This is a genomic window from Pseudomonas sp. UME65 (assembly GCF_014170225.1).
Lineage (GTDB): Bacteria > Pseudomonadota > Gammaproteobacteria > Pseudomonadales > Pseudomonadaceae > Aquipseudomonas > Aquipseudomonas protegens.
Window position 1 is genome coordinate 218,396 of the sequence record NZ_LZZQ01000014.1, and the last position, 20,119, is coordinate 238,514.

Here is a 20,119-nt window from a genome sequence, read left to right on the forward strand (position 1 = left end):
GCTGTCGCCATGATCTCGATGTCTTCGTTCCACTCCATGCTCATCCCCATTCTCACGGGCATGATCCTGCTGGCCATCGGCTTCAACTTCCGGGACAAGAACCTCGGTGTGTTCAGCATGTGGATCGGCATGCTGCTGATTCTCGGCACCGTGGTCTACAAGATCCTGGCCAAGCTCGCGGAATAAATGCAGCACTCACCCTCGCATTGAATTTGGCGGCCTCGTACACTCGGTCGATCCATTTTCCCCGAGGTTGACCGCCCAGTGTTCGCTCGTCTTTTTGCCCTGCCCTGCTATGTGCTCGTCTGCCTGCTGACCCTGCTGCCCCTGGGGAGCGCCCAGGCGGTGGGCTTGCCTGGCTTGCTGGGCAACCAGACCAAGGCGCAGCCCCAGGCTGAGGAACCCCTGGGGCAATCCCTGGACGAGGTGATCAAGTCCCTGGAGAACGACCAGCAACGGACCAAGCTGCTGGCGGACCTGAAGAAACTGCGAGATGCCACGAAAAAAGCCCAGCCCACGCCAGAAGAAGGCGTACTGGGCCTGATCGGCGGCACCCTGTCGAACCTGGAAAAGCAATTCTCCGGGGCCGACAGCCCGGTTACCCGCTGGTCCGACGAGTTCGACCTGGCCAAGGAAGAACTCTCGGCACTGATGCTGCCAGCCAGCCAGTGGCTGCCGATCATCTTTGCCTTTGCCCTGATCCTCATGGTCTGGAGCCTACTGGCAGCAGCGCTGATCTGGCTCAGCCACCGGGTGCGCCTGCGCTTCGGCCTGACCGAAGACCTGCCCCAGCATCCCAAGACCTGGGACCTGCTGCGCTTTGCCCTGCGCAAGCTCGGCCCCTGGCTGATCGCCCTGTTGATCACGGTCTACATGACCTACTCCCTGCCCTCTTCCCTGGGCAAGGACCTGGCCATGGTCCTGGCCTACGCCCTGGTGGTCGGCACCTGTTTCTCGGCGATCTGCGTGGTGGCGTTCTCCGTACTCGATGGCCCGCACCGCCATCGCGCCCTGTACATCCTGCGGCGCCAGGCCTTCCGCCCGCTGTGGTGGATCGGCAGCTTCGCCGCCTTTGGCGAGGCCCTGAGCGACCCACGCATGGTGGCCAGCCTGGGCCAGCACCTGGCCCATACCGCGGCGACCTTCGCCAATGTCATGGCGGCGCTGTCCACCGGCGTGTTCATCCTGCGTTTCCGCCGCCCCATCGCCCACCTGATCCGCAACCAGCCACTGTCACGGCGCCTGACCCGCCGGGCCCTGAGCGACACCATCGAGATCATCGGCACCTTCTGGTACCTGCCGGCCCTGGTGCTGGTAGGTATCTCGCTGTTCGCCACCTTCGTTTCCGCCGGCGACACCAGCACCGCCCTGCGCCAGTCGTTGCTGTGCACGGTACTGCTGGTGCTGTGCATGGTGATCAACGGCCTGGTACGCCGCCATGCCCTCAAGCCCCAGCGCGGGCACAAACGCCATGCGCTGTACTCCGAGCGGCTGAAAAGCTTCTTCTACACCCTGGCTCACCTGGCGGTCTGGCTGGCATTCATCGAGCTCGGCCTACGGGTCTGGGGCATGTCGCTGATCCGCTTCACCGAAGGCGATGGCCATGAAGTCAGCGTCAAGCTGTTCAGCCTCGGCGGCACCCTGATCTTTGCCTGGCTGATCTGGATTCTCAGCGACACCGCGGTGCATCACGCCCTGACCCGCTCGCGCAAGGGCCTGGCCAACGCGCGCGCGCAAACCATGATGCCGCTGATCCGCAACGTGCTGTTCGTGGCGATCTTCATCATTGCCACCATCGTTGCCCTGGCGAACATGGGCATGAACGTCACGCCGCTGCTGGCCGGTGCTGGTGTCATCGGCCTGGCCATCGGTTTCGGCGCCCAGTCCCTGGTAGCGGACTTGATCACCGGCCTGTTCATCATCATCGAGGACTCCCTGGCCATCGACGACTACGTCGATGTCGGCGGCCACCTGGGCACCGTCGAGGGCCTGACTATCCGTACCGTGCGCCTGCGGGACATCGACGGCATCGTGCACACCATCCCGTTCAGCGAAATCAAGAGCATCAAAAACTACTCCCGGGAGTTCGGCTACGCGATCTTCCGCGTGGCGATCCCGTACAACATGGAAATCGACGACGCAATCAAGCTGATGCGCGATGTCGGCCAGAAGATGCGCACCGACCCCCTGCAGCGCCGCAATATCTGGTCGCCGCTGGAAATCCAGGGGGTGGAGAGTTTCGAGTCCGGCAGCGCCATCCTCCGGGCCCGTTTCAAGACCGCACCGATCAAGCAGTGGGAAGTATCCCGGGCGTTCAACCTGTCCCTCAAGCGTCACCTCGACGAAGCCGGGCTGGACCTGGCTACGCCGCGCATGAGCATCCAAGTGATCACCGCAGGCGGCGGCGCGGAAAAGGAGTGATCCTGTAGGAGCCGGCTTGCCGGCTAACGACACTGGTGCCTAAAGAACGTCAACACCGACATGAATCGCGTCATGGCGCCAGAACTCCAGGTCGCAATCGATCAGCCGCTCGTGCTGGTCATAGTTCACCCGGGCAATCCGCAGCCCCGGGCTGCCCACCGAAACCTTCAAGGCCGCCGCCGCTTCCAGCTGCAGTGAGGTGGGCACGATTTCAAAGCGCACCCGTCCGTAGTGCAGGTCGTAATGCCGGGCATAGAGTTCGGTGATCGACTGGTTCAGGTCCAGATCGAGAATCTTCGGAAAATACTTGGGGTTCAGGTAGTGCTCGACATACAGCACCAGCCGCTCATCGATACGTCGTGCGCGGCAGATCTGGATCACGCTGGACAGTGCCGGCAATTGCAGCCAGGCGCAGACCGCCGCCGATGCCGGTTGCAGGCGCGCGGAAATCACCTCGGTGGAGGGCACCCGCCCCTGGGCGCTGACCATGGCGTGGAAGTGGCTGCGCTGCATCAGGTTGTAGGCCAGGCGCGGCGGCGAAACAAACCAGCCACGACGCTCTTCACGGTAGATCTGGCCCTGGGCCTCCAGTTGCAGCAGGGCCTCACGCACAGTGATTCGGGTGGTGGCGAACAGCTCGCTGAGCTTGCGTTCGGCCGGCAGTTTGCTACCGGGCGTCAACAGCCCGTGGGCGATCTGCTCCTGCAGGACCTGGCCGATGGCTGTCACCGCTTTGGTTGCATCAATACGCATCAACGTTACCTATCTGGACTAGACCAGCACTGTTTCAGGGCAGCGCAGTGGCCGGGGCATTGCTCTGCATCCGTGTCCAAAGCCTAGGCAATGCATATGACTGACAGATGACAAAGGCGCTCAGCGGGCCTGTCACCAACTTGCAAATTACCCGCCAGATCCTTGTTCTGCGGGCGTTTGGCCATGGTCTACGCTTATTTCGCAGCCTCGGACCTGCGCCTCAATCCATGCGTCGATCGTTGGCACCGACATCAAAGTGTCATCCAACCCGCCTAAATTGGCTCAGGTATTGCTGACCTAGACCAACCCACTGCAAGACTGTCGATAAAACGCAGCGTTGAACACGCCCAAAGGAGCTTCGGATGAAACAGCTTTTCCTGGCATCACTGTTAGGCTCGACCATTGCCCTGTGCACCGCCGCCATGGCTGCTGATAACGATTTGAAAACCCTGGAAGCCGCTGCGAAAGCAGAAGGCGCGGTCAACAGCGTCGGCATGCCCGATGACTGGGCCAACTGGAAAGGCACCTGGGAAGACCTGGCCAAGACCTATGGCCTCAAGCACATCGACACCGACATGAGCTCGGCCCAGGAGATCGCCAAGTTCGCCGCCGAGAAAGACAATGCCAGCGCCGATATCGGCGACGTTGGCGCGGCCTTCGGCCCGATCGCGGTCAAGCAGGGCGTGGCCCAGCCTTACAAGCCGAGCACCTGGGCCCAGGTCCCGGACTGGGCCAAGGACAAGGACGGCAACTGGGCGCTGGCCTACACCGGCACCATCGCCTTCATCATCAACAAGAAGCTGCTGCACGGCTCCGAAGCGCCTAAGAGCTGGGCCGACCTGGAAAAGGGCAAGTACAAGGTTTCCATCGGTGACGTGAGCACCGCCGCCCAGGCCGCCAACGGCGTACTGGCCGCCGCCATTGCCAAGGGTGGTGACGAGAAGAACATCCAGCCGGCGCTGCTGATGTTCGCCGAGATCGCCAAGCAGGGGCGCCTGTCCCTGGCCAACCCGACCATCGCCACCATGGAAAAGGGTGAAGTGGAAGTGGGCGTGGTCTGGGACTTCAACGGCCTGAGCTACCGCAACAAGATGGTCAACAAGGACGACTACATCGTGCTGATCCCGTCGGACGGCTCGGTGATCTCCGGCTACACCACCATCATCAACAAGTACGCCAAGCATCCCAACGCCGCCAAGCTGACCCGCGAGTACATCTTCAGCGACGCCGGCCAGACCAACCTGGCCCGCGGCAATGCGCGGCCGATCCGTGCCGAGCACCTGACCCTGCCGGCGGACGTACAGGCCAACCTGCTGCCCAACGAGCAGTACAAGCACGTAACACCGATCAAGGACGCCGATGCCTGGGAGAAAACCTCCAAGGGCCTGCCGCAGAAGTGGCAGGAAGAAGTGATCATCAACATGCAGTAAGGCTGCATCCCTGTAGGAGCCGGCTTGCCGGCGAATGGCTCAAAGGCGCTGCACAGACAAGCGCACACAGGCCACTCGCCGACAAGCTGGCGCCTGCACACCCGATCCCGGAGTCCTCCACCTCATGAAGCACAACGTCATCCTTGTGGTGCTCGACGGCCTCAACCACGAAGTTGCCCGACACGCCATGGGGCACCTGCAAGCCTACGTCGGTGCTGGCCGCGCCGCCCTGTACAAACTGCAATGCGAACTACCTGCCCTCTCCCGCCCGCTGTACGAATGCATCCTCACCGGCGTGCGGCCGATCGACAGCGGTATCGTGCACAACCAGGTCTCGCGCCTGTCCAACCAGCGCAGCCTGTTCCACTACGCCCGCGAGGCCGGCCTGAGCACTGCCGCCGCGGCCTATCACTGGGTCAGCGAGCTGTACAACCGTTCGCCCTTCAACGCCCCGCAAGACCGGCACACCGCAAACCCTGAACTACCGATCCAGTACGGCCACTTCTACTGGAGCGATCATTACCCCGATTCCCATCTGTTCGCCGACGCCGAGGACCTGCGCCTGCGCCATCAGCCCAACCTGCTGCTGGTGCATCCGATGAACATCGACGACGCCGGACACAAGCACGGCCTGGACAGTTCGCAGTACCGCAACAGCGCGCGCTCGGCGGACATCATTCTCGCCGACTACCTGCAAGGCTGGCTCGACGCCGGCTACCAGGTGCTGGTGACGGCCGACCACGGCATGAACAACGACCGCTCGCACAATGGCCTGCTGGCCGAGGAGCGAGAGGTCCCGCTGTTCGTTCTCGGCGACGCTTTCAGCCTCGACCCCGCTGCCGCGCCGAAACAGACCGAACTGTGCGGCACCGTCTGCCAATTGCTGGGCGCGCCCCATGACAAACCTTTCTGCCGGGAGCTGTTGAAGTGAATTCAGTCACCCGTGGCAAATGGCTGGCGGCCCTGTGCCTGGTGCCCTTCGCCCTGTTCTTCATCGTGTTCCAGATTGCCCCCCTGGTGTGGGTGCTGATCAACAGCCTGCAATCGGAAGAGTTCGGCTGGGGCCTGGCCAACTTCACCAGGATCTTCAGCTCGAAGTTCTACCTGCAGGCCATCCAGTACAGCCTGGAGATCAGTTTCTGGTCCAGCGTGTTCGGCATCATCATCGCGGTGCTGGGCAGCTACTCGCTGCGCCGGGTGGATTCGCGCCTGCGCAACTTCGTCAATGCCTTCGCCAACATGACCAGCAACTTCGCCGGGGTGCCCCTGGCTTTCGCCTTCATCATCCTGCTGGGCTTCAACGGCACCATCACCATCATGCTCAAGCAGTCGGGGATCATTCAGGACTTCAACCTGTACTCCAAGACCGGGTTGATCATTCTCTACACCTACTTCCAGATCCCCCTTGGCGTGCTGCTGCTCTACCCGGCCTTCGACGCCCTGCGCGAGGACTGGCGTGAATCCGCCGCCTTGCTGGGGGCCAACGGCTGGCAGTTCTGGCGGCATATCGGCCTGCCGGTGCTGACCCCGGCGCTGCTGGGCACCTTCGTCATCCTGCTGGCCAACGCCCTGGGCGCCTACGCCACGGTCTACGCGCTGACCACCGGCAACTTCAACGTCCTGCCGATCCGCATCGCAGCCATGGTCTCCGGGGACATCTCCCTGGATCCGAACATGGCCAGCGCCCTGGCCGTGGTGCTGGTGGCGCTGATGACCCTGGTGACCATCGTCCATCAACTGCTGTTGAAGAGGAGCTACCATGTCTCGCGCTGAACCCGGCTCCGCCGCGCTCTACCACCGAGTGATGGTCTACCTGCTGTTTGCCATCCTTCTGCTGCCGCTGCTGGGGACCTTCGTCTACTCGATTGCCAGCAGCTGGTCGGCGACCATCCTGCCCAGCGGCTTCACCTTCAAGTGGTACCTGCAGCTGTGGAGCGACCCACGTTTTCTCAATGCCTTCGGCCAGTCATTGCTGGTCTGCGTGGGTGCGCTGGTGCTTTCAGTGGTGCTGATCCTGCCGCTGCTGTTCGTGGTGCACTACCACTTCCCCAGGCTCGATGCGCTGATGAACATCCTGATCCTGCTGCCCTTCGCGGTGCCGCCGGTGGTGTCCTCGGTGGGCCTGCTGCAACTCTATGGTTCGGGGCCCTTCGCCATGGTCGGCACGCCCTGGATCCTCATCGGCTGCTACTTCACCGTGGCATTGCCGTTCATGTACCGGGCCATCACCAACAACTTGCAGGCGATCAACCTGCGGGACCTGATGGACGCGGCCCAACTGCTGGGCGCCAGTACCTGGCAGGCGGCCTTCCTGGTGGTCCTGCCGAACCTGCGCAAGGGCCTGATGGTGGCGCTGCTGCTGTCCTTCTCGTTCCTGTTCGGCGAGTTCGTGTTCGCCAACATCCTGGTGGGCACCCGCTATGAAACCCTGCAGGTCTACCTGAACAACATGCGTAACAGCAGCGGCCACTTCACCAGCGCCCTGGTGATTTCCTACTTCTTCTTCGTGCTGCTTCTGACCTGGGCCGCCAACATCTTGAACAAGGACAAAAGCCAATGAGCTTCGTCAGCGTCCAACACCTGCAAAAGAACTATGCGGGCACCACAGTGTTCAGCGACATCAATTGCGAAATCCGCAAGGGCGAGTTCGTCACCCTGCTCGGCCCTTCCGGCTGCGGCAAGTCGACCCTGCTGCGCTGCATCGCCGGCCTGACCCCGGTGGACGGCGGCAAGATCCTCCTCGACGGCCAGGACATCGTGCCCCTGAGCCCGCAGAAACGCGGGATCGGCATGGTGTTCCAGAGCTACGCGCTGTTTCCCAACATGACCGTGGAACAGAACGTCGCCTTTGGCCTGCGCATGCAGAAGGTCAACGCCGACGACAGCCACAAGCGCGTGCAGGAGGCCCTGCAATTGGTGGAGCTCAACGACTACGCCAGCCGCTACCCGCACCAGCTGTCCGGTGGCCAGTGCCAGCGCGTGGCCCTGGCCCGCTCCCTGGTGACCCGCCCACGCTTGCTGTTGCTGGACGAACCGCTGTCGGCCCTGGATGCGCGGATCCGCAAGCACCTGCGCGAACAGATCCGCAATATCCAGCGGGAACTGGGCCTGACGACCATCTTCGTCACCCACGACCAGGAAGAAGCCCTGACCATGTCCGACCGGATCTTCCTGATGAACCAGGGCAAGATCGTCCAGAGCGGCGATGCCGAAACCCTCTACACCGCCCCGGTGGACGCCTTCGCCGCGGGCTTTATCGGCAACTACAACCTGCTGGATGCCGACAGCGCCAGCAAGCTGCTGCAGCGGCCGGTCAGCGGCCGCATCGCCATCCGCCCGGAAGCCATCGAACTGCGCAAGGAAGGCCCACTGGATGCGCTGGTACGCAGCCACAGCCTGCTGGGCAACGTGATCCGCTATCGGGTCGAGGCCCGAGGCGTGGAGCTGGTGGTGGATGTACTCAACCGCTCGGCCGATGATCTGCACGCCGACGGCCAGCGTCTGGCATTGAGCATCGATCCGACAGCCCTGTGTGAGGTAGCCTGATGGCATTCACGCAATTGATCCTGAAGAGAGAGCGGCACTGATGGCCTTGGCAATTTTTGATCTGGACGAAACCCTGATTCACGGCGACTGCGCCACCCTCTGGAGCGAACAGATGGGCCGCCTGGGCTGGGTCGACAGCGAGTCGTTCATGCGTCGCAACCATGAGCTGATGGACGCCTACAGCCATGGCAAGCTGGCCATGGAGGAGTTCATGGACTTCAGCCTGGAACCCATGAGCGGACGCACCCCGGAAGAGGTCGCGCACCTGGTCGAGCCCTGGGTCGAAGAGGTGATCGAGCCGATCATCTTCAGCGACGCCTGCAAGGCCATTGCCGCCCACCGCCAGGCCGGCGACCGGATCCTGGTGATCTCGGCCTCGGGCACTCACCTGGTGAAGCCGATTGCCGCGCGCCTGGGTATCGACGAAGTCCTGGGAATCGAGCTGGAGGTGCAGCATGGGGTCTACAGCGGCCGCACCGTTGGCACCCTGACCTACCGCGAGGGCAAGATCACCCGCCTGCTGCAATGGCTGGATGCCGAGGAAGAAAACCTGGAAGGCGCGACCTTCTACTCCGACTCGCGCAATGACCTGCCGTTGCTGCTGCGCGTGGACCACCCGCAGGTGGTGAACCCGGATCCGGTGCTGCGTGAACATGCGCAGAAAGCCGGCTGGCCGATCCACCACTGGAAGTGACCCGCCCCGGAGATCCCCGGAGCTGGCTTGTGTAGGAGCTGGCTTGCCAGCGAACAGACCGCCAGGCCTGACGCCCCCTTCGCCCCCTTCGCCGGCAAGCCGGCTCCTGCAGGGCTCAGGTCAGGCTGGGGTCGATCACCAGCACCAGCTTGCCCGAGACCTGATTGGTCGCCAGCTCCGCAAAAGCGGCTTCTGCATCCTGGATCGCAAAGGTCCTGGCCAATTGCGGGCTCAGACGCCCTTCGCTGAACAACGGCCAGACATTCTGTCCAAGGTCGCTCAACAGGTCGGCCTTGAACTGGTCATTGCGGCTGCGCAGGGTCGACCCCAGAAACTGGATCCGCTTGGCCAGCACCTGGGCCAGGTCCAACTGCGCTTCGCGCCCGCCCATCAAGCCGATCAGCACCCAACGTCCATCCAGGGCCAGCAGCTTGAGGTTGTTGGCCACATAATTGGCGCCCACCGGGTCGAGAATCACATCAAAAGGCCCAAAGTCCCGCAGCGCCTCAATGCCATCGGTACGCACCACACCGCCCTGGGCACCGAGGCTCTCGCAGTAGGCCAGGCGATCGGCTGAACCAACACTCACCCAGCACGGGTTGCCGAACGCCTTGCACAGCTGGATAGCCGCCGAGCCGACGCCACTGGCGCCAGCGTGCAGCAGGACCTTCTCGCCCGGCTTGAGCGCTGCCAGCTGGAACAGATTCAGCCAGGCTGTGCTGTAGACCTCGGGCAGCGCCGCGGCCTCGGCCAGGGACAACCCTTCGGGTACTGGCAGTACATGGCGGGCATCTACCACCACTTCTTCAGCCATGCCTCCGCCCGCCAGCAGGGCACAGACCCGATCACCCACTTGCCAGGACGAACCCGGGCCCACTTCACTGACTACCCCGGAGCATTCCAGGCCAAGGGCCTTGCTGGCTCCGGGAGGTGGGGGATAGAGCCCCGCACGCTGCAACAGGTCGGCCCGATTGAGGCCAGCAGCCGCCACCCGAATGCGAACTTGCCCCACATCACAGGCCGGACTTGGCTCTTCCACCCACTCCACATGACCTTCAACGCCTTGCAATGCTTTCACAGTGCCTCCATAGTGAGTCTGGACTGAGCCCGGAGCGGTAGCACCGGGCTTTTTGCATTATGCGACCGGTCCTTATGGAACCGGCGACTTCAAAGACGGCCTAATATGCGTTATCAATTGCCCCCGCGTCGAATCAGCATGAAGCATTTGTTCCCCAGCACCGCCCTCGCTCTTTTCATTGGTTTCGGCCTGCTGCCGATGTCGACCAATACGTTCGCAGCCAATAGCTGGGACAATCTTCAGCCCGATCGCGATGAGGTAATTGCCAGCCTCAATGTCGTTGAACTGCTCAAACGTCATCACTACAGCAAACCGCCGCTGGATGATGCGCGCTCGGTGATCATCTACGACAGCTACCTGAAGCTGCTGGATCCGTCGCGCAGCTACTTCATGGCCAGCGACATCGCGGAGTTCGACAAATGGAAAACCCAGTTTGACGACTTCCTCAAGAGCGGCGACCTGAACGCCGGTTTCACCATCTACAAGCGCTATCTGGACCGGGTCAAATCCCGCCTGGACTTCGCTCTGGCCGAGCTTAACAAGGGCGTCGACAAGATCGACTTCACCACCAAGGAAACCTTGCTGATCGATCGCAAGGATGCTCCTTGGCTCAAGACCACCGCCGAACTCGACGACCTGTGGCGCAAGCGCGTCAAGGACGAAGTGCTGCGGATGAAGATCGCCGGCAAGGATCCCAAGCAGATCCAGGAAACCCTGACCAAGCGCTACAAGAACCAGCTGGCGCGCCTGGACCAGACCCGTGCCGAAGATATCTTCCAGGCCTACATCAACACCTTCGCCATGTCCTACGACCCGCACACCAACTATCTGTCGCCGGATAACGCGGAAAACTTCGACATCAACATGAGCCTGTCGCTGGAAGGCATCGGCGCCGTGTTGCAGAGCGACAATGATCAGGTCAAGGTCGTGCGCCTGGTGCCGGCAGGTCCTGCCGACAAGACCAAGCAGGTAGCCCCTGCGGACAAGATCATCGGTGTGGCCCAGGGCGACAAGGAAATGGTCGACGTGGTGGGCTGGCGCCTGGACGAAGTGGTCAAGCTGATCCGTGGTCCGAAAGGCACCCTGGTACGCCTGGAGGTGATCCCGGCCAGCAATGCGCCAAACGACCAGACCAGCAAGATCGTGCCGATCACCCGCGAAGCGGTGAAGCTCGAAGACCAGGCGGTGAAGAAGTCGGTCCTCAACCTCAAGCAGGACGGCAAGGACTACAAGCTCGGGGTGATCGAGATCCCGGCCTTCTACCTGGACTTCAAGGCCTTCCGCGCTGGTGATCCGGATTACAAGAGCACTACCCGCGACGTGAAGAAACTGCTGACCGAGTTGCAGAAAGACAAGGTCGACGGTGTGGTCATCGACCTGCGCAACAACGGCGGCGGCTCCCTCCAGGAAGCCACCGAGCTGACCAGCCTGTTCATCGACAAGGGTCCTACCGTGCTGGTGCGCAACGCCGACGGCCGGGTGGATGTACTGGAAGATGAAAACCCCGGTGCCTTCTACAAAGGCCCGATGGCACTGCTGGTCAACCGTCTCTCGGCTTCGGCTTCGGAGATCTTCGCCGGCGCCATGCAGGACTACCACCGCGCCTTGATCATCGGCGGCCAGACCTTCGGCAAAGGCACCGTGCAGACCATCCAGCCGCTGAACCACGGCGAGCTGAAGCTGACCCTGGCCAAGTTCTACCGGGTTTCCGGGCAGAGCACCCAGCACCAGGGCGTGCTGCCGGATATCGGCTATCCGTCGATCATCGACACCAAGGAAATCGGCGAAAGCGCCCTGCCTGAAGCCATGCCATGGGACACCATCCGCCCGGCCATCAAGCCTGCGGTAGACCCGTTCAAACCGTTCCTGGCTCAGCTCAAGGCCGAACACGAAAGCCGCTCGGCGAAAGATCCGGAGTTCGTGTTCATCCGCGACAAGCTGGCCCTGGCACAGAAACTGATGGCGGAAAAAACCGTCAGCCTCAATGAAGCCGATCGTCGGGCGCAACATGCCGATATCGAAGCCAAGCAACTGGCCCTGGAAAACGCCCGTCGCAAAGCCAAGGGCGAGGAGCCGCTCAAAGAGCTGAAGAAAGAAGACGAAGATGCACTGGCTGCTGCCGAGCCGGACAAGACCAAGCCGGAAGACGACGCCTACCTGAGTGAAACCGGGCGCATCCTGCTGGACTATCTGAAGCTCAACACCTCGGTGGCCAAGCACTGAGGATGATGGCAATTTAATTCGATCGCTCCTCGGATCGTCATTAAACAGTCATCATTCTGTCGTGAAATAAAGGACCGGGCGCCGCTCTCTAGCCAGAGCCGCGCCCGGTCCTTTTTTTATCGACAGAGATCGCCATGACCACGACCGAACAGCTCAGTGCATTGAGTTCAATCCTGGCTCAAAGCGGTTTGCACAGTCTGTTCCAACCGATCATTTCCCTGTCCGAACGGCGCATCCTGGGTTATGAGGCCCTGAGTCGCGGCCCCTCAAACAGCCCTCTGCACTCCCCTGTCGCGCTGTTCGCCGTCGCGCGCCAGGCCGGGCGCCTGAGCGAGCTGGAGATTGCCTGTCGGCAAAGCGCCTGCAAACGCTTCAGCGAACAGCAACTGCCCGGCAAGCTGTTCCTCAACGTCTCGCCGGAATCCCTGCTGGAGGCCGCCCACCAACCAGGGCGTACCTTGCAGCTGCTTGAGGACTTCGGCATCCCCCCCAGCCAGGTGGTGATCGAGCTTACCGAACAGACCCCGATCGACGATTTCCAGTTGCTGCAGAACGCCCTGCACCATTACCGCGACATGGGTTTTTCCATCGCCCTGGACGACCTGGGCGCCGGTTATTCGAGCCTGCGCCTGTGGTCGGAGCTGCGCCCGGACTACGTGAAAATCGACCGGCACTTTATCGACGGCATTCACCAGGATGCCCTCAAGCGCGAGTTCGTCGGCTCGATTCTGCAAATCGCAAAAGCCTCCCGCGCCCAGGTGATCGCCGAAGGGATCGAACTGACCGAAGAACTGGCAGTGCTGACCGAGATGGGCGTCGACCTGGTCCAGGGCTACCTGTTGTGTCGCCCCCAGGAACAGCCGCCGAGGGACGCTCGGGCAATGATGCCCAAGCATGATCACACCAGCGCGGCCCTCAACGATGATGGCAGCGACCTCAGTGCGCTGCTCAACGAGCAACCGGCCGTGGCCCGCAATACGCCCACCGCCAACGTCCTGGAAGCCTTTCGCCGGCAAGCCAACCTCAACTCCCTCGCGGTGCTGGACGAACAGGGGCAGCCTTGCGGCATCGTCCATCGGCACTCGCTCTCCGACGCCCTGCTCAAGCCCTTTGCCACCGACCTGTTCGCCCGCAAGCCCATCAGCCGCCTGATGAACGATGACTTTCTCGCGGTCGAACTCAGCCAGTCCCTGCAGCAGGTCAGCCGCCTGATCACCAGCCGCGCCCGCCAACGCATCGAGGAAGATTTCATCATCACCTTGAATGGCCATTATCTGGGGCTGGGGCGGGTCATCGATGTGCTCAAGCTGATTACGGAGCTGAAGATCCAGCAAGCCCGCTACGCCAACCCGCTGACTCTGCTGCCCGGCAATGTGCCGATCCAGCAGTGCCTGAGCCGCCTGCTGCAGCAAGCTCGGGAATCGGTGATCTGCTACGTCGACATCGACAGTTTCAAACCCTTCAACGATATCTATGGCTATGGCCGCGGCGATGAGGTGCTGCTGTGCCTGGCCCAATGCCTGAACGACCGGGTAGACCCGAGCCGCGACTTCGTCGGACATATCGGTGGGGATGACTTTCTGCTGGTGCTGGGGCCGGAAGACTGGCGCCGACGGCTCAACCAGTTGCTGGATGACTTCCACAGCCAGTGCCGGCGCTTCTACCGCAGCGAACACCTGGAGGCTGGCTGCTTTGTCGCCCCCAATCGGCAAGGTATCCGTCAGGAATTTCCCTTGCTGTCACTGTCCATCGGCGTAGTGCACCTGTATCCACAGGCCTGTGGCCAACTGGACTCCAGCCAACTGGCGGAGCTGGCCTCCCAGGCCAAGCATCACGCCAAGAATATCCAGGGCTACAGCATCCATGTGATCGACAGCCTGGAAGCGGCAGCCAGCCTGGGAGCGCAAAACCTCAGTGAGCCGCTGCGGGATCAGTCGGCTGATCGAGCTGCGTCAGTTTGAGCGCCGCAAGAGGATGCCCGGCCTGAGCCGAAAGCGTCCACCAGCGCGCCGCTTCGACAGCGTCGGGAGCCTTGCTGGGCGAGCCGGCCAGGCTGATCACGCCCAACTGATAGGCTGCCTTGCCATCCCCCGCCAGTGCAGCCAGACGCAGCAGGCGTTGACCTTCTTGACGGGCGCCAAGCCCCTGCCCACGAAAAGTCAGGATGTGCCCATAAAAGCTCAGCGCACCGACATTGCCAAGATTGGCCATGCGCGCGAACTGACCTTCCATCCAACGCCAGACACGGGGTTGGCGGACAAACCACGGCCAATGAAACAAACGGCGCGCCAGCCAATAGCCGAGTCGCGCCTTGAGTGCCAGGAACATTCAAACCTCCGCTGATTCGGGATACTCGTACTCGAAGACCCGCACCACTTCCGAGGCATGCCATGAAGCCGCGGCAACACCGTCGGAAGGGCCGGAAAAACGCCCCAGACGCTCCACGCACTCGAAGAAGCCGGTACGCGGCAAGCGGCTGGCCCCCTGGCTGATCACCAGGGAACTGCGCAAAGGCTGTTCGGCCCGTGCATCCAGCGCTGCCAGATGCTCCAGCGCCGCTGTCAGGGTCTGCATGGCCGGGCTGGGCAGTTGCAAGCGCTCCAACAAGGCTCGATAGGTTAAAAGATGCCGCTGACGACGGGCCTGATCCAGCTCACCCAACAGCCCATCCCAGTGCTGACGACTGATCCTTACACTCACGATTGCTCCCTCCACCCCGGCACCGTCAACTCCCAGGCCAGGCTGCGGCGAATCGCAGCGTCGGGTTGACGCTCGCCACTTTCAATCAGGGCCAGGTAAGACGGACTGATACCAACTTTGCGGGCCAGCGCCTCGATGGCGATGCCCTTCCCTTCGCGCAGACTGCGTAATTGATCCAGGCCCGGAAGATTCTGGGCTGGTGGCGCTGCCTGAGAAGTTGCGGCAGCGTGCGGTGGTTGTTCGGTAAGACCTGCGGCTGACAATAAAGCTTGATACTGAGTCCACGGCAGAACCGCATATTCGGGCTCGCCATCGCGTTCAATAATCTGAATATCCATTACTACCCCGTAGGACAACGACACTTAGCGAGTCGGACTTTTCCCTTGAAGTGTAATCCTAACAGCGGCAATGGTCGCGGGGAGCATGATTGTTGTGGGAGGCGGTGAATACCCTTAGTTTTTCTGCGGTCCTTCCAGCAGCAATTGCTCCGCAGTGTCCGGCAAGCGCTCGACAACCGCGAGTTTTTCCGGCATTTGCCGATTGCGCCAGGTTCGGAAGGCGTTGAGTTCGTCATCCAGGGTTTTCATCAGCCAAGCCAGAACGGCGATATCGTCAAGCATGCCGAACACCGGAATAAAGTCGGGAATGGCATCCACAGGGCTGAGGAAATACATCAAGCCTGCCACCACCGACAGCAGCGCCTTGGGGCTGATGGCCCGGTACTCGCCACGCCAGTACGCCAGGCACAGTGCCTGCAACAAGCGCAGGTCCTGTTTGACCTTGCCCAGGCGTCCGCCCTGGCTGGCGCCTTTGCTCGCCACGGCGAACAGCAGCGTGGGCAAACGGCCGCGGCTCAGCAAGCGCCCCGCCAGCGGCAGGAAACGAGCAAAATTCCAGGGTGCTTTCATCATCACTCCCACTGAAATGTTATCCACACAAATTGTGGATAACCTTGTGAACAGAGCTATTTTTCACGGCTGAAAGCCCCGTTTCATAAGGGCTGAGCTCAGATCGGGCGTTTTTTACTCACATAAAAAAACCCATAATTTCATTGACTTGGCAGCCTCCAGCGACTACCTACCGCTCATACCCTGTTCAGACCACCCGCACTGCCGTCGGTTCGGATAAGTTGCCAGCAGCAACCTGCAGAAACGACAACGCCCCGTAAGAACGGGGCGTTGCTTCAGGCGCTGACGCAGGTTACTTGGCGGCGTCCTGCTTGGCTGGATCCTTGATACCCAGCAGCTCCAGTTCGAAGACCAGCACCGAGTTGGCTGGAATCGCCGGGCTCGGGCTCTGGGCGCCGTAGGCCAGGTCGCTCGGGATGTACAGCTTGTACTTCTCGCCCACGTGCATCAGTTGCAGGCCTTCGACCCAACCCGGGATCACGCCGCTGACCGGCAGATCGATCGGGCTGCCACGCTCTACCGAGCTGTCGAACACAGTGCCGTTGGTCAGGGTGCCGGTGTAGTGAACAGTCACGACATCAGTCGGCTTGGGCTGAGGACCGTCAGCCTTTTTCAATACTTCGTACTGCAGACCGGAAGCGGTGGTGGTCACACCGGTTTTCTTGCCGTTCTCTTCGAGGAATTTCTTGCCGGCAGCCGCCGACTCTTCGCTCATCTTGGCCATGCGCTCTTCGGCACGCTTTTGCAGCGCGGCGAAGGCTTCGACCAACTCTTCATCCTTCAGCTTCTGTTCTTTCTTGCCGACGGCATCTTCGATGCCCTGGGCGACCGCTTTGGAATCCAGGTCATCCATGCCTTCCTGAGCCAGACTCTTGCCCATGTTCAGGCCGATACCGTAGGAAGCTTTTTGCGCCGGGGTTTTCAGCTCTACGCTGGTCTGCGAATCACAACCCGCAAGTACCAGGCTAACCAGGGCCACCGCCGCCGCCAACCGATGCTGTTTCATGCTATTTCCTTGTTCATGCGCCTAAAGGGCAATCGAATAAAGCCGCGAGCTTATCAGGCGACCACGACCAATGGCTACCGGCGTAAGAGTAGTAAATGGCCGATAAGTTCACGTCTTTAAACGCGTTTTCATGCTCTGGGGTACACCCTGCCCAGGCCGCTTACCGAGGCGCTTGAACGGGCGCGAATAACCATAGCTCAAGTAATGGCTACTTGCCGCGTCAGATGAGCTCAGGCATAAGGAAACGAAATTCGACAAGGAAGTACATCTTGCGCCTCATCTATCGTGTGTTGCTGTTGATTGCCGTGCTGATCGGCATTGTCCTGGCAGTGGTCCTATACTACGTGGCCAATCCGAAACTCCCCGACTATGTACCCGTTGAACAGGTGCACTACCTGGACCAATGGGATGCCAAGGATCGCCAGACCTACTATTTCACTCCCCAGGGCACCCAGGTCAAAGGCCTGCGCTATGAATGGTTCAGCGCTCTGGAGCTACCGTTCTCCGAGCAGTCCTTTGCCGCTCCCGAGTACCTGGCCCGCTTCGGCTTCCTGGTGGAGCCGGGACAGAAAGCCACAGCGCAGAATCCCGGCAACCTGCCCGTGGGCTTCGCCCGCCATCAGAATCCGGGCAGCGCGGAACAATACCTGGACATCACCTGTGCTGCCTGCCACACCGGCGAGCTGCGTTTCAACCATCAAGCCCTGCGCATTGATGGCGGCTCGGCGCAGCACGTACTGCCGTCCAGCGTACCGACCCTGCGTGGTGGCAGCTTCGGCCAGGCCCTCGTGGCCAGCCTCACCAGCACCTACTACAACCCCTGGAAATTCGAGCGCTTCGCCCGCAAGGTGCTGGGTGCCGACTACGAAGCCAGGCACGAACAGCTGCGCAAGGACTTCAAGGTCTCACTGGATAACTTCCTGCGGGTGGCCTGGAACGATACCCATCGCGGCCTCTATCCAACCGAAGAGGGTCCGGGCCGTACCGACGCCTTTGGCCGCATCGCCAATGCCAGCTTCGGCGACGCCATTTCCCCTGAGAACTATCGGATTGCCAATGCCCCGGTGGACTACCCGCAACTCTGGGATATCTGGACCTTCGACTGGGTCCAGTGGAACGGCTCGGCGCAGCAACCCATGGCGCGCAATATCGGCGAAGCCCTGGGGGTTGGCGCCACCCTGAACCTGTTCGACGCCAACGGCCACCCCCTCTCCGGCGAGGCCCGTTACCCTTCCAGCGTACGTGTCCGCGATCTCAACCTGATCGAGGAAACCTTGCAGCGCCTCAAGCCACCGGCCTGGCCGGAAGCCTTGCTGGGTACGATCGACAAGCCGCTGGCCGCCAAGGGCCGCGAGCTGTTCGCCAGCAACTGTGCCGGCTGCCATGTACCCTCGGTCAGCGACAACAACGGCCGCCCCGTGCAGCAGTTGAAAATGCTTCCGGTAGCGGTGATTGGCACCGACCCGAATTCGGCGAGCAATATCGCCGACCTGCGCTATGACCTGAGCTCCTTGCAGTGGGATACCGCCGAACTGGCCAGGTCCAACGTCGAGCTGCACCCGACACCCAGCGAACCGCTGGACCTGCGTCAACTCTCGGCTGCCAAGGGCCTGGCCTACATCACGGCCTTTGTCGAAGAGCGCGCCTATCGCGACGCCAAGGTCACCCCCGAGGAGCGCCCGCGGCTGGACGGCTACGGGCTGCCGATCGGCGTACGCGAGTTGCGCGCCTACAAGGCCCGCCCGCTGGCCGGGGTCTGGGCCACACCGCCGTACCTGCACAACGGCTCGGTACCCAACCTCTATCAACTGCTGTCTCCGCAATCGGAGCGCTCGACAACCTTCTACCGCGGCACCTTCGAGTACGATCCCAAGCACCTGGGCTATCGCCCGGAAGCCTTCAAGAACGGTTTTGAATTCGATACCCGCATCAGCGGCAACCACAACAGCGGCCACGAATTCCGCGCCGGCCAGCGTGGCAATGGCGTTATCGGCCCACTGCTGCAGCCAGAAGAACGCTGGGCCTTGCTGGAATACCTGAAAGTGCTGGGCGGACCATTGGAGTCGCAATTGCCATGAAACTCGATCTCGCCAGAAAACGACCGTCCCTGCTGGCCCGACTGTGGCTGCGCCTCGGCGCCTTGCTGGGCAGGACCCTGTTATTGCTATTGGTCATCGGCCTGCTGGGCTGGGCACTGTCCAGTGCCTGGTTCGCCTGGCACCACCGAGGCCCGGTAGCGGTGCAGGAGCAGGTTCCTGCCGATGAGGCAGCCCGCACCCAGGACATCATCCAGACCGCGGTACGCATCGTTGACCAGCACCGCGAAGGCACCCGCTACCTGCGCGATGCCCATGCCAAGGCCCACGGTTGCGTGAAGGCACAGGTCCAGGTCCTCAACGATTTGAGCCCGCCACTGCGCCAGGGAGTATTTGCCACCCCTGGCCAGACCTGGCAGGCCGTCGTACGCCTGTCCAACGGCAACGCCTACCCGCAGTTCGACAGTATTCGCGACGCCCGCGGCATGGCGATCAAGCTACTGGATGTTCCCGGGCAACAACTGATGGCGTCGGAATCACAACGCCGTGAACAGGACTTCGTGATGTTCAATCATCCGAATTTCTTCGTCAGCGACGTAGCCGAATATCAGCAGAACATCGCCGCCCAGGCGGACGGCAAGAAAGTCGGCGCATTCTTCCCCGGGTGGGATCCGCGCACCTGGCAGGTACGGCATCTGTTCATCGCCCTGGCGACCCTGTCACCGGCCCCGGCCAGCCCGACCCAGACCACCTACTACTCGGTCTCGCCCTACAAGTTCGGCAATGCCAACGCCAAATTCCGGGTCATGCCGGACCCCGAGAGTTGCCCGGCCTACAGCCTGCCAGCACAGAACCAGGATCTGCCCAACTTCCTGCGCAGCGCCCTGACCCAGCAACTCTCCACCGACCGGGTTGGCGCCTGTTTCGTACTGCAAGTCCAGCGCCAGGACCCGAACCGTTTCATGCCGATCGAAGACACCAGCATTGAATGGAAAGAAAGTGACGCCCCCTTTGAAACGGTGGCGCGGGTGACCCTTCCCGCCCAGGAATTCGATACCCCGGCGCAGAACCTGGCTTGCGACAACCAGTCCTTCAACCCCTGGTTCGGTCTGGAAGCCCATCGCCCCATCGGCGGCATCAACCGTCTACGCAAGGCGGTGTATGAAGCCGTCAGCGACTACCGGCATAGCCGTAACGCCGAGCAGTAGGCAAAAACGCAAAAAGCGGCCCGAGGGCCGCTTTTTTCATGCGCAGGATTCGAACCGATACAAATCCCAGACAGCAAAAAGCCCGCATTGAGCGGGCTTTGTGTGGCGACCTGGCG

At 61.7% G+C, this 20,119-nt stretch carries 19 protein-coding genes; 12 read left to right on the plus strand and 7 right to left on the minus strand.

Annotated features, from left to right (window positions below; translation table 11 throughout):
• Positions 1–9 precede the first annotated feature (9 nt).
• Complete coding sequence (locus A9971_RS21050) at positions 10–186, plus strand: hypothetical protein (protein WP_011062653.1); 177 nt, start codon at positions 10–12, stop codon at positions 184–186.
• A 78-nt stretch (positions 187–264) separates the two neighbouring features.
• Positions 265–2,421, plus strand: coding sequence for a mechanosensitive ion channel family protein (locus tag A9971_RS21055; RefSeq protein WP_015636611.1), 2,157 nt, complete (start codon positions 265–267; stop codon positions 2,419–2,421).
• Positions 2,422–2,460: 39 nt separating this feature from the next.
• Here A9971_RS21055 and A9971_RS21060 read toward each other — a convergent pair whose 3' ends face one another.
• Positions 2,461–3,174 carry a UTRA domain-containing protein gene (locus tag A9971_RS21060; RefSeq protein WP_182999960.1) on the minus strand — a complete coding sequence of 238 codons (714 nt, stop codon included), beginning with the start codon at positions 3,172–3,174 and terminating at the stop codon, positions 2,461–2,463.
• Positions 3,175–3,536: 362 nt separating this feature from the next.
• Here A9971_RS21060 and A9971_RS21065 point away from each other — a divergent pair, with 362 nt between their 5' ends.
• From A9971_RS21065 to A9971_RS21090, 6 genes are all read left to right on the plus strand, one after another.
• Positions 3,537–4,604: an ABC transporter substrate-binding protein gene (locus A9971_RS21065; protein ID WP_015636612.1), complete on the plus strand. Its 1,068-nt coding sequence runs from the start codon at positions 3,537–3,539 to the stop codon at positions 4,602–4,604.
• 124 nt (positions 4,605–4,728) lie between these two features.
• The gene (locus tag A9971_RS21070; RefSeq protein WP_011062657.1) at positions 4,729–5,535 is read left to right on the plus strand and encodes an alkaline phosphatase family protein; all 807 of its coding nucleotides are present in this window, start codon (positions 4,729–4,731) and stop codon (positions 5,533–5,535) included.
• Positions 5,532–6,377 carry an ABC transporter permease subunit gene (locus A9971_RS21075; protein ID WP_011062658.1) on the plus strand — a complete coding sequence of 282 codons (846 nt, stop codon included), beginning with the start codon at positions 5,532–5,534 and terminating at the stop codon, positions 6,375–6,377. The genes A9971_RS21070 and A9971_RS21075 overlap by 4 nt, the downstream gene beginning before the upstream one ends.
• Positions 6,364–7,164 carry an ABC transporter permease gene (locus tag A9971_RS21080; protein ID WP_015636614.1) on the plus strand — a complete coding sequence of 267 codons (801 nt, stop codon included), beginning with the start codon at positions 6,364–6,366 and terminating at the stop codon, positions 7,162–7,164. The genes A9971_RS21075 and A9971_RS21080 overlap by 14 nt, the downstream gene beginning before the upstream one ends.
• Complete coding sequence (locus A9971_RS21085) at positions 7,161–8,150, plus strand: ABC transporter ATP-binding protein (RefSeq protein ID WP_182999961.1); 990 nt, start codon at positions 7,161–7,163, stop codon at positions 8,148–8,150. Before A9971_RS21080 ends, A9971_RS21085 begins: the two co-directional genes overlap by 4 nt.
• A gap of 40 nt (positions 8,151–8,190) precedes the next feature.
• On the plus strand, positions 8,191–8,844 hold the full coding sequence (locus A9971_RS21090; RefSeq protein ID WP_011062661.1) for an HAD family phosphatase: 654 nt from the start codon (positions 8,191–8,193) through the stop codon (positions 8,842–8,844).
• Positions 8,845–8,959: 115 nt separating this feature from the next.
• Here A9971_RS21090 and A9971_RS21095 read toward each other — a convergent pair whose 3' ends face one another.
• Positions 8,960–9,922, minus strand: a complete 963-nt coding sequence (locus A9971_RS21095) for an NAD(P)H-quinone oxidoreductase (protein ID WP_011062662.1) — start codon at positions 9,920–9,922, stop codon at positions 8,960–8,962.
• Positions 9,923–10,060: 138 nt separating this feature from the next.
• On the opposite strand from A9971_RS21095, the gene A9971_RS21100 reads away from it, so the two are divergent.
• Both A9971_RS21100 and A9971_RS21105 read left to right on the plus strand, forming a co-directional pair.
• Complete coding sequence (locus tag A9971_RS21100; RefSeq protein WP_173476968.1) at positions 10,061–12,145, plus strand: carboxy terminal-processing peptidase; 2,085 nt, start codon at positions 10,061–10,063, stop codon at positions 12,143–12,145.
• A 134-nt stretch (positions 12,146–12,279) separates the two neighbouring features.
• Complete coding sequence (locus tag A9971_RS21105; RefSeq protein WP_182999962.1) at positions 12,280–14,106, plus strand: bifunctional diguanylate cyclase/phosphodiesterase; 1,827 nt, start codon at positions 12,280–12,282, stop codon at positions 14,104–14,106.
• Here A9971_RS21105 and A9971_RS21110 read toward each other — a convergent pair.
• From A9971_RS21110 to A9971_RS21130, 5 genes are all read right to left on the minus strand, one after another.
• A complete protein-coding gene (locus tag A9971_RS21110; protein WP_011062665.1) occupies positions 14,057–14,473 on the minus strand; it encodes a hypothetical protein in 417 nt (138 codons plus the stop codon). The genes A9971_RS21105 and A9971_RS21110 overlap by 50 nt on opposite strands.
• Positions 14,474–14,845, minus strand: a complete 372-nt coding sequence (locus A9971_RS21115) for a hypothetical protein (RefSeq protein ID WP_182999963.1) — start codon at positions 14,843–14,845, stop codon at positions 14,474–14,476.
• Positions 14,842–15,183, minus strand: coding sequence for a helix-turn-helix transcriptional regulator (locus tag A9971_RS21120; protein ID WP_182999964.1), 342 nt, complete (start codon positions 15,181–15,183; stop codon positions 14,842–14,844). Before A9971_RS21120 ends, A9971_RS21115 begins: the two co-directional genes overlap by 4 nt.
• 114 nt (positions 15,184–15,297) lie before the next feature.
• Positions 15,298–15,753, minus strand: coding sequence for a YkvA family protein (locus tag A9971_RS21125; protein ID WP_011062666.1), 456 nt, complete (start codon positions 15,751–15,753; stop codon positions 15,298–15,300).
• 292 nt (positions 15,754–16,045) lie between these two features.
• Positions 16,046–16,759, minus strand: a complete 714-nt coding sequence (locus tag A9971_RS21130) for an FKBP-type peptidyl-prolyl cis-trans isomerase (RefSeq protein ID WP_011062667.1) — start codon at positions 16,757–16,759, stop codon at positions 16,046–16,048.
• Positions 16,760–17,028: 269 nt separating this feature from the next.
• Here A9971_RS21130 and A9971_RS21135 point away from each other — a divergent pair, with 269 nt between their 5' ends.
• Positions 17,029–18,837, plus strand: coding sequence for a di-heme-cytochrome C peroxidase (locus tag A9971_RS21135; protein ID WP_182999965.1), 1,809 nt, complete (start codon positions 17,029–17,031; stop codon positions 18,835–18,837).
• Positions 18,834–20,003, plus strand: coding sequence for a catalase family protein (locus tag A9971_RS21140; RefSeq protein ID WP_182999966.1), 1,170 nt, complete (start codon positions 18,834–18,836; stop codon positions 20,001–20,003). Before A9971_RS21135 ends, A9971_RS21140 begins: the two co-directional genes overlap by 4 nt.
• Positions 20,004–20,119 lie beyond the last annotated feature (116 nt).

Bases quoted from the DNA above. Each gene is read 5' to 3' on its own strand.
- A9971_RS21065 (WP_015636612.1), top strand. From the start codon at position 3,537: ATGAAACAGCTTTTCCTGGCATCACTGTTAGGCTCGACCATTGCCCTG.
- A9971_RS21090 (WP_011062661.1), top strand. From the start codon at position 8,191: ATGGCCTTGGCAATTTTTGATCTGGACGAAACCCTGATTCACGGCGAC.
- A9971_RS21060 (WP_182999960.1), bottom strand. From the start codon at position 3,174: ATGCGTATTGATGCAACCAAAGCGGTGACAGCCATCGGCCAGGTCCTG.
- A9971_RS21085 (WP_182999961.1), top strand. From the start codon at position 7,161: ATGAGCTTCGTCAGCGTCCAACACCTGCAAAAGAACTATGCGGGCACC.
- A9971_RS21130 (WP_011062667.1), bottom strand. From the start codon at position 16,759: ATGAAACAGCATCGGTTGGCGGCGGCGGTGGCCCTGGTTAGCCTGGTA.
- A9971_RS21100 (WP_173476968.1), top strand. From the start codon at position 10,061: ATGAAGCATTTGTTCCCCAGCACCGCCCTCGCTCTTTTCATTGGTTTC.
- A9971_RS21105 (WP_182999962.1), top strand. From the start codon at position 12,280: ATGACCACGACCGAACAGCTCAGTGCATTGAGTTCAATCCTGGCTCAA.
- A9971_RS21050 (WP_011062653.1), top strand. From the start codon at position 10: ATGATCTCGATGTCTTCGTTCCACTCCATGCTCATCCCCATTCTCACG.
- A9971_RS21140 (WP_182999966.1), top strand. From the start codon at position 18,834: ATGAAACTCGATCTCGCCAGAAAACGACCGTCCCTGCTGGCCCGACTG.
- A9971_RS21125 (WP_011062666.1), bottom strand. From the start codon at position 15,753: ATGAAAGCACCCTGGAATTTTGCTCGTTTCCTGCCGCTGGCGGGGCGC.
- A9971_RS21070 (WP_011062657.1), top strand. From the start codon at position 4,729: ATGAAGCACAACGTCATCCTTGTGGTGCTCGACGGCCTCAACCACGAA.
- A9971_RS21120 (WP_182999964.1), bottom strand. From the start codon at position 15,183: ATGGATATTCAGATTATTGAACGCGATGGCGAGCCCGAATATGCGGTT.
- A9971_RS21080 (WP_015636614.1), top strand. From the start codon at position 6,364: ATGTCTCGCGCTGAACCCGGCTCCGCCGCGCTCTACCACCGAGTGATG.
- A9971_RS21110 (WP_011062665.1), bottom strand. From the start codon at position 14,473: ATGTTCCTGGCACTCAAGGCGCGACTCGGCTATTGGCTGGCGCGCCGT.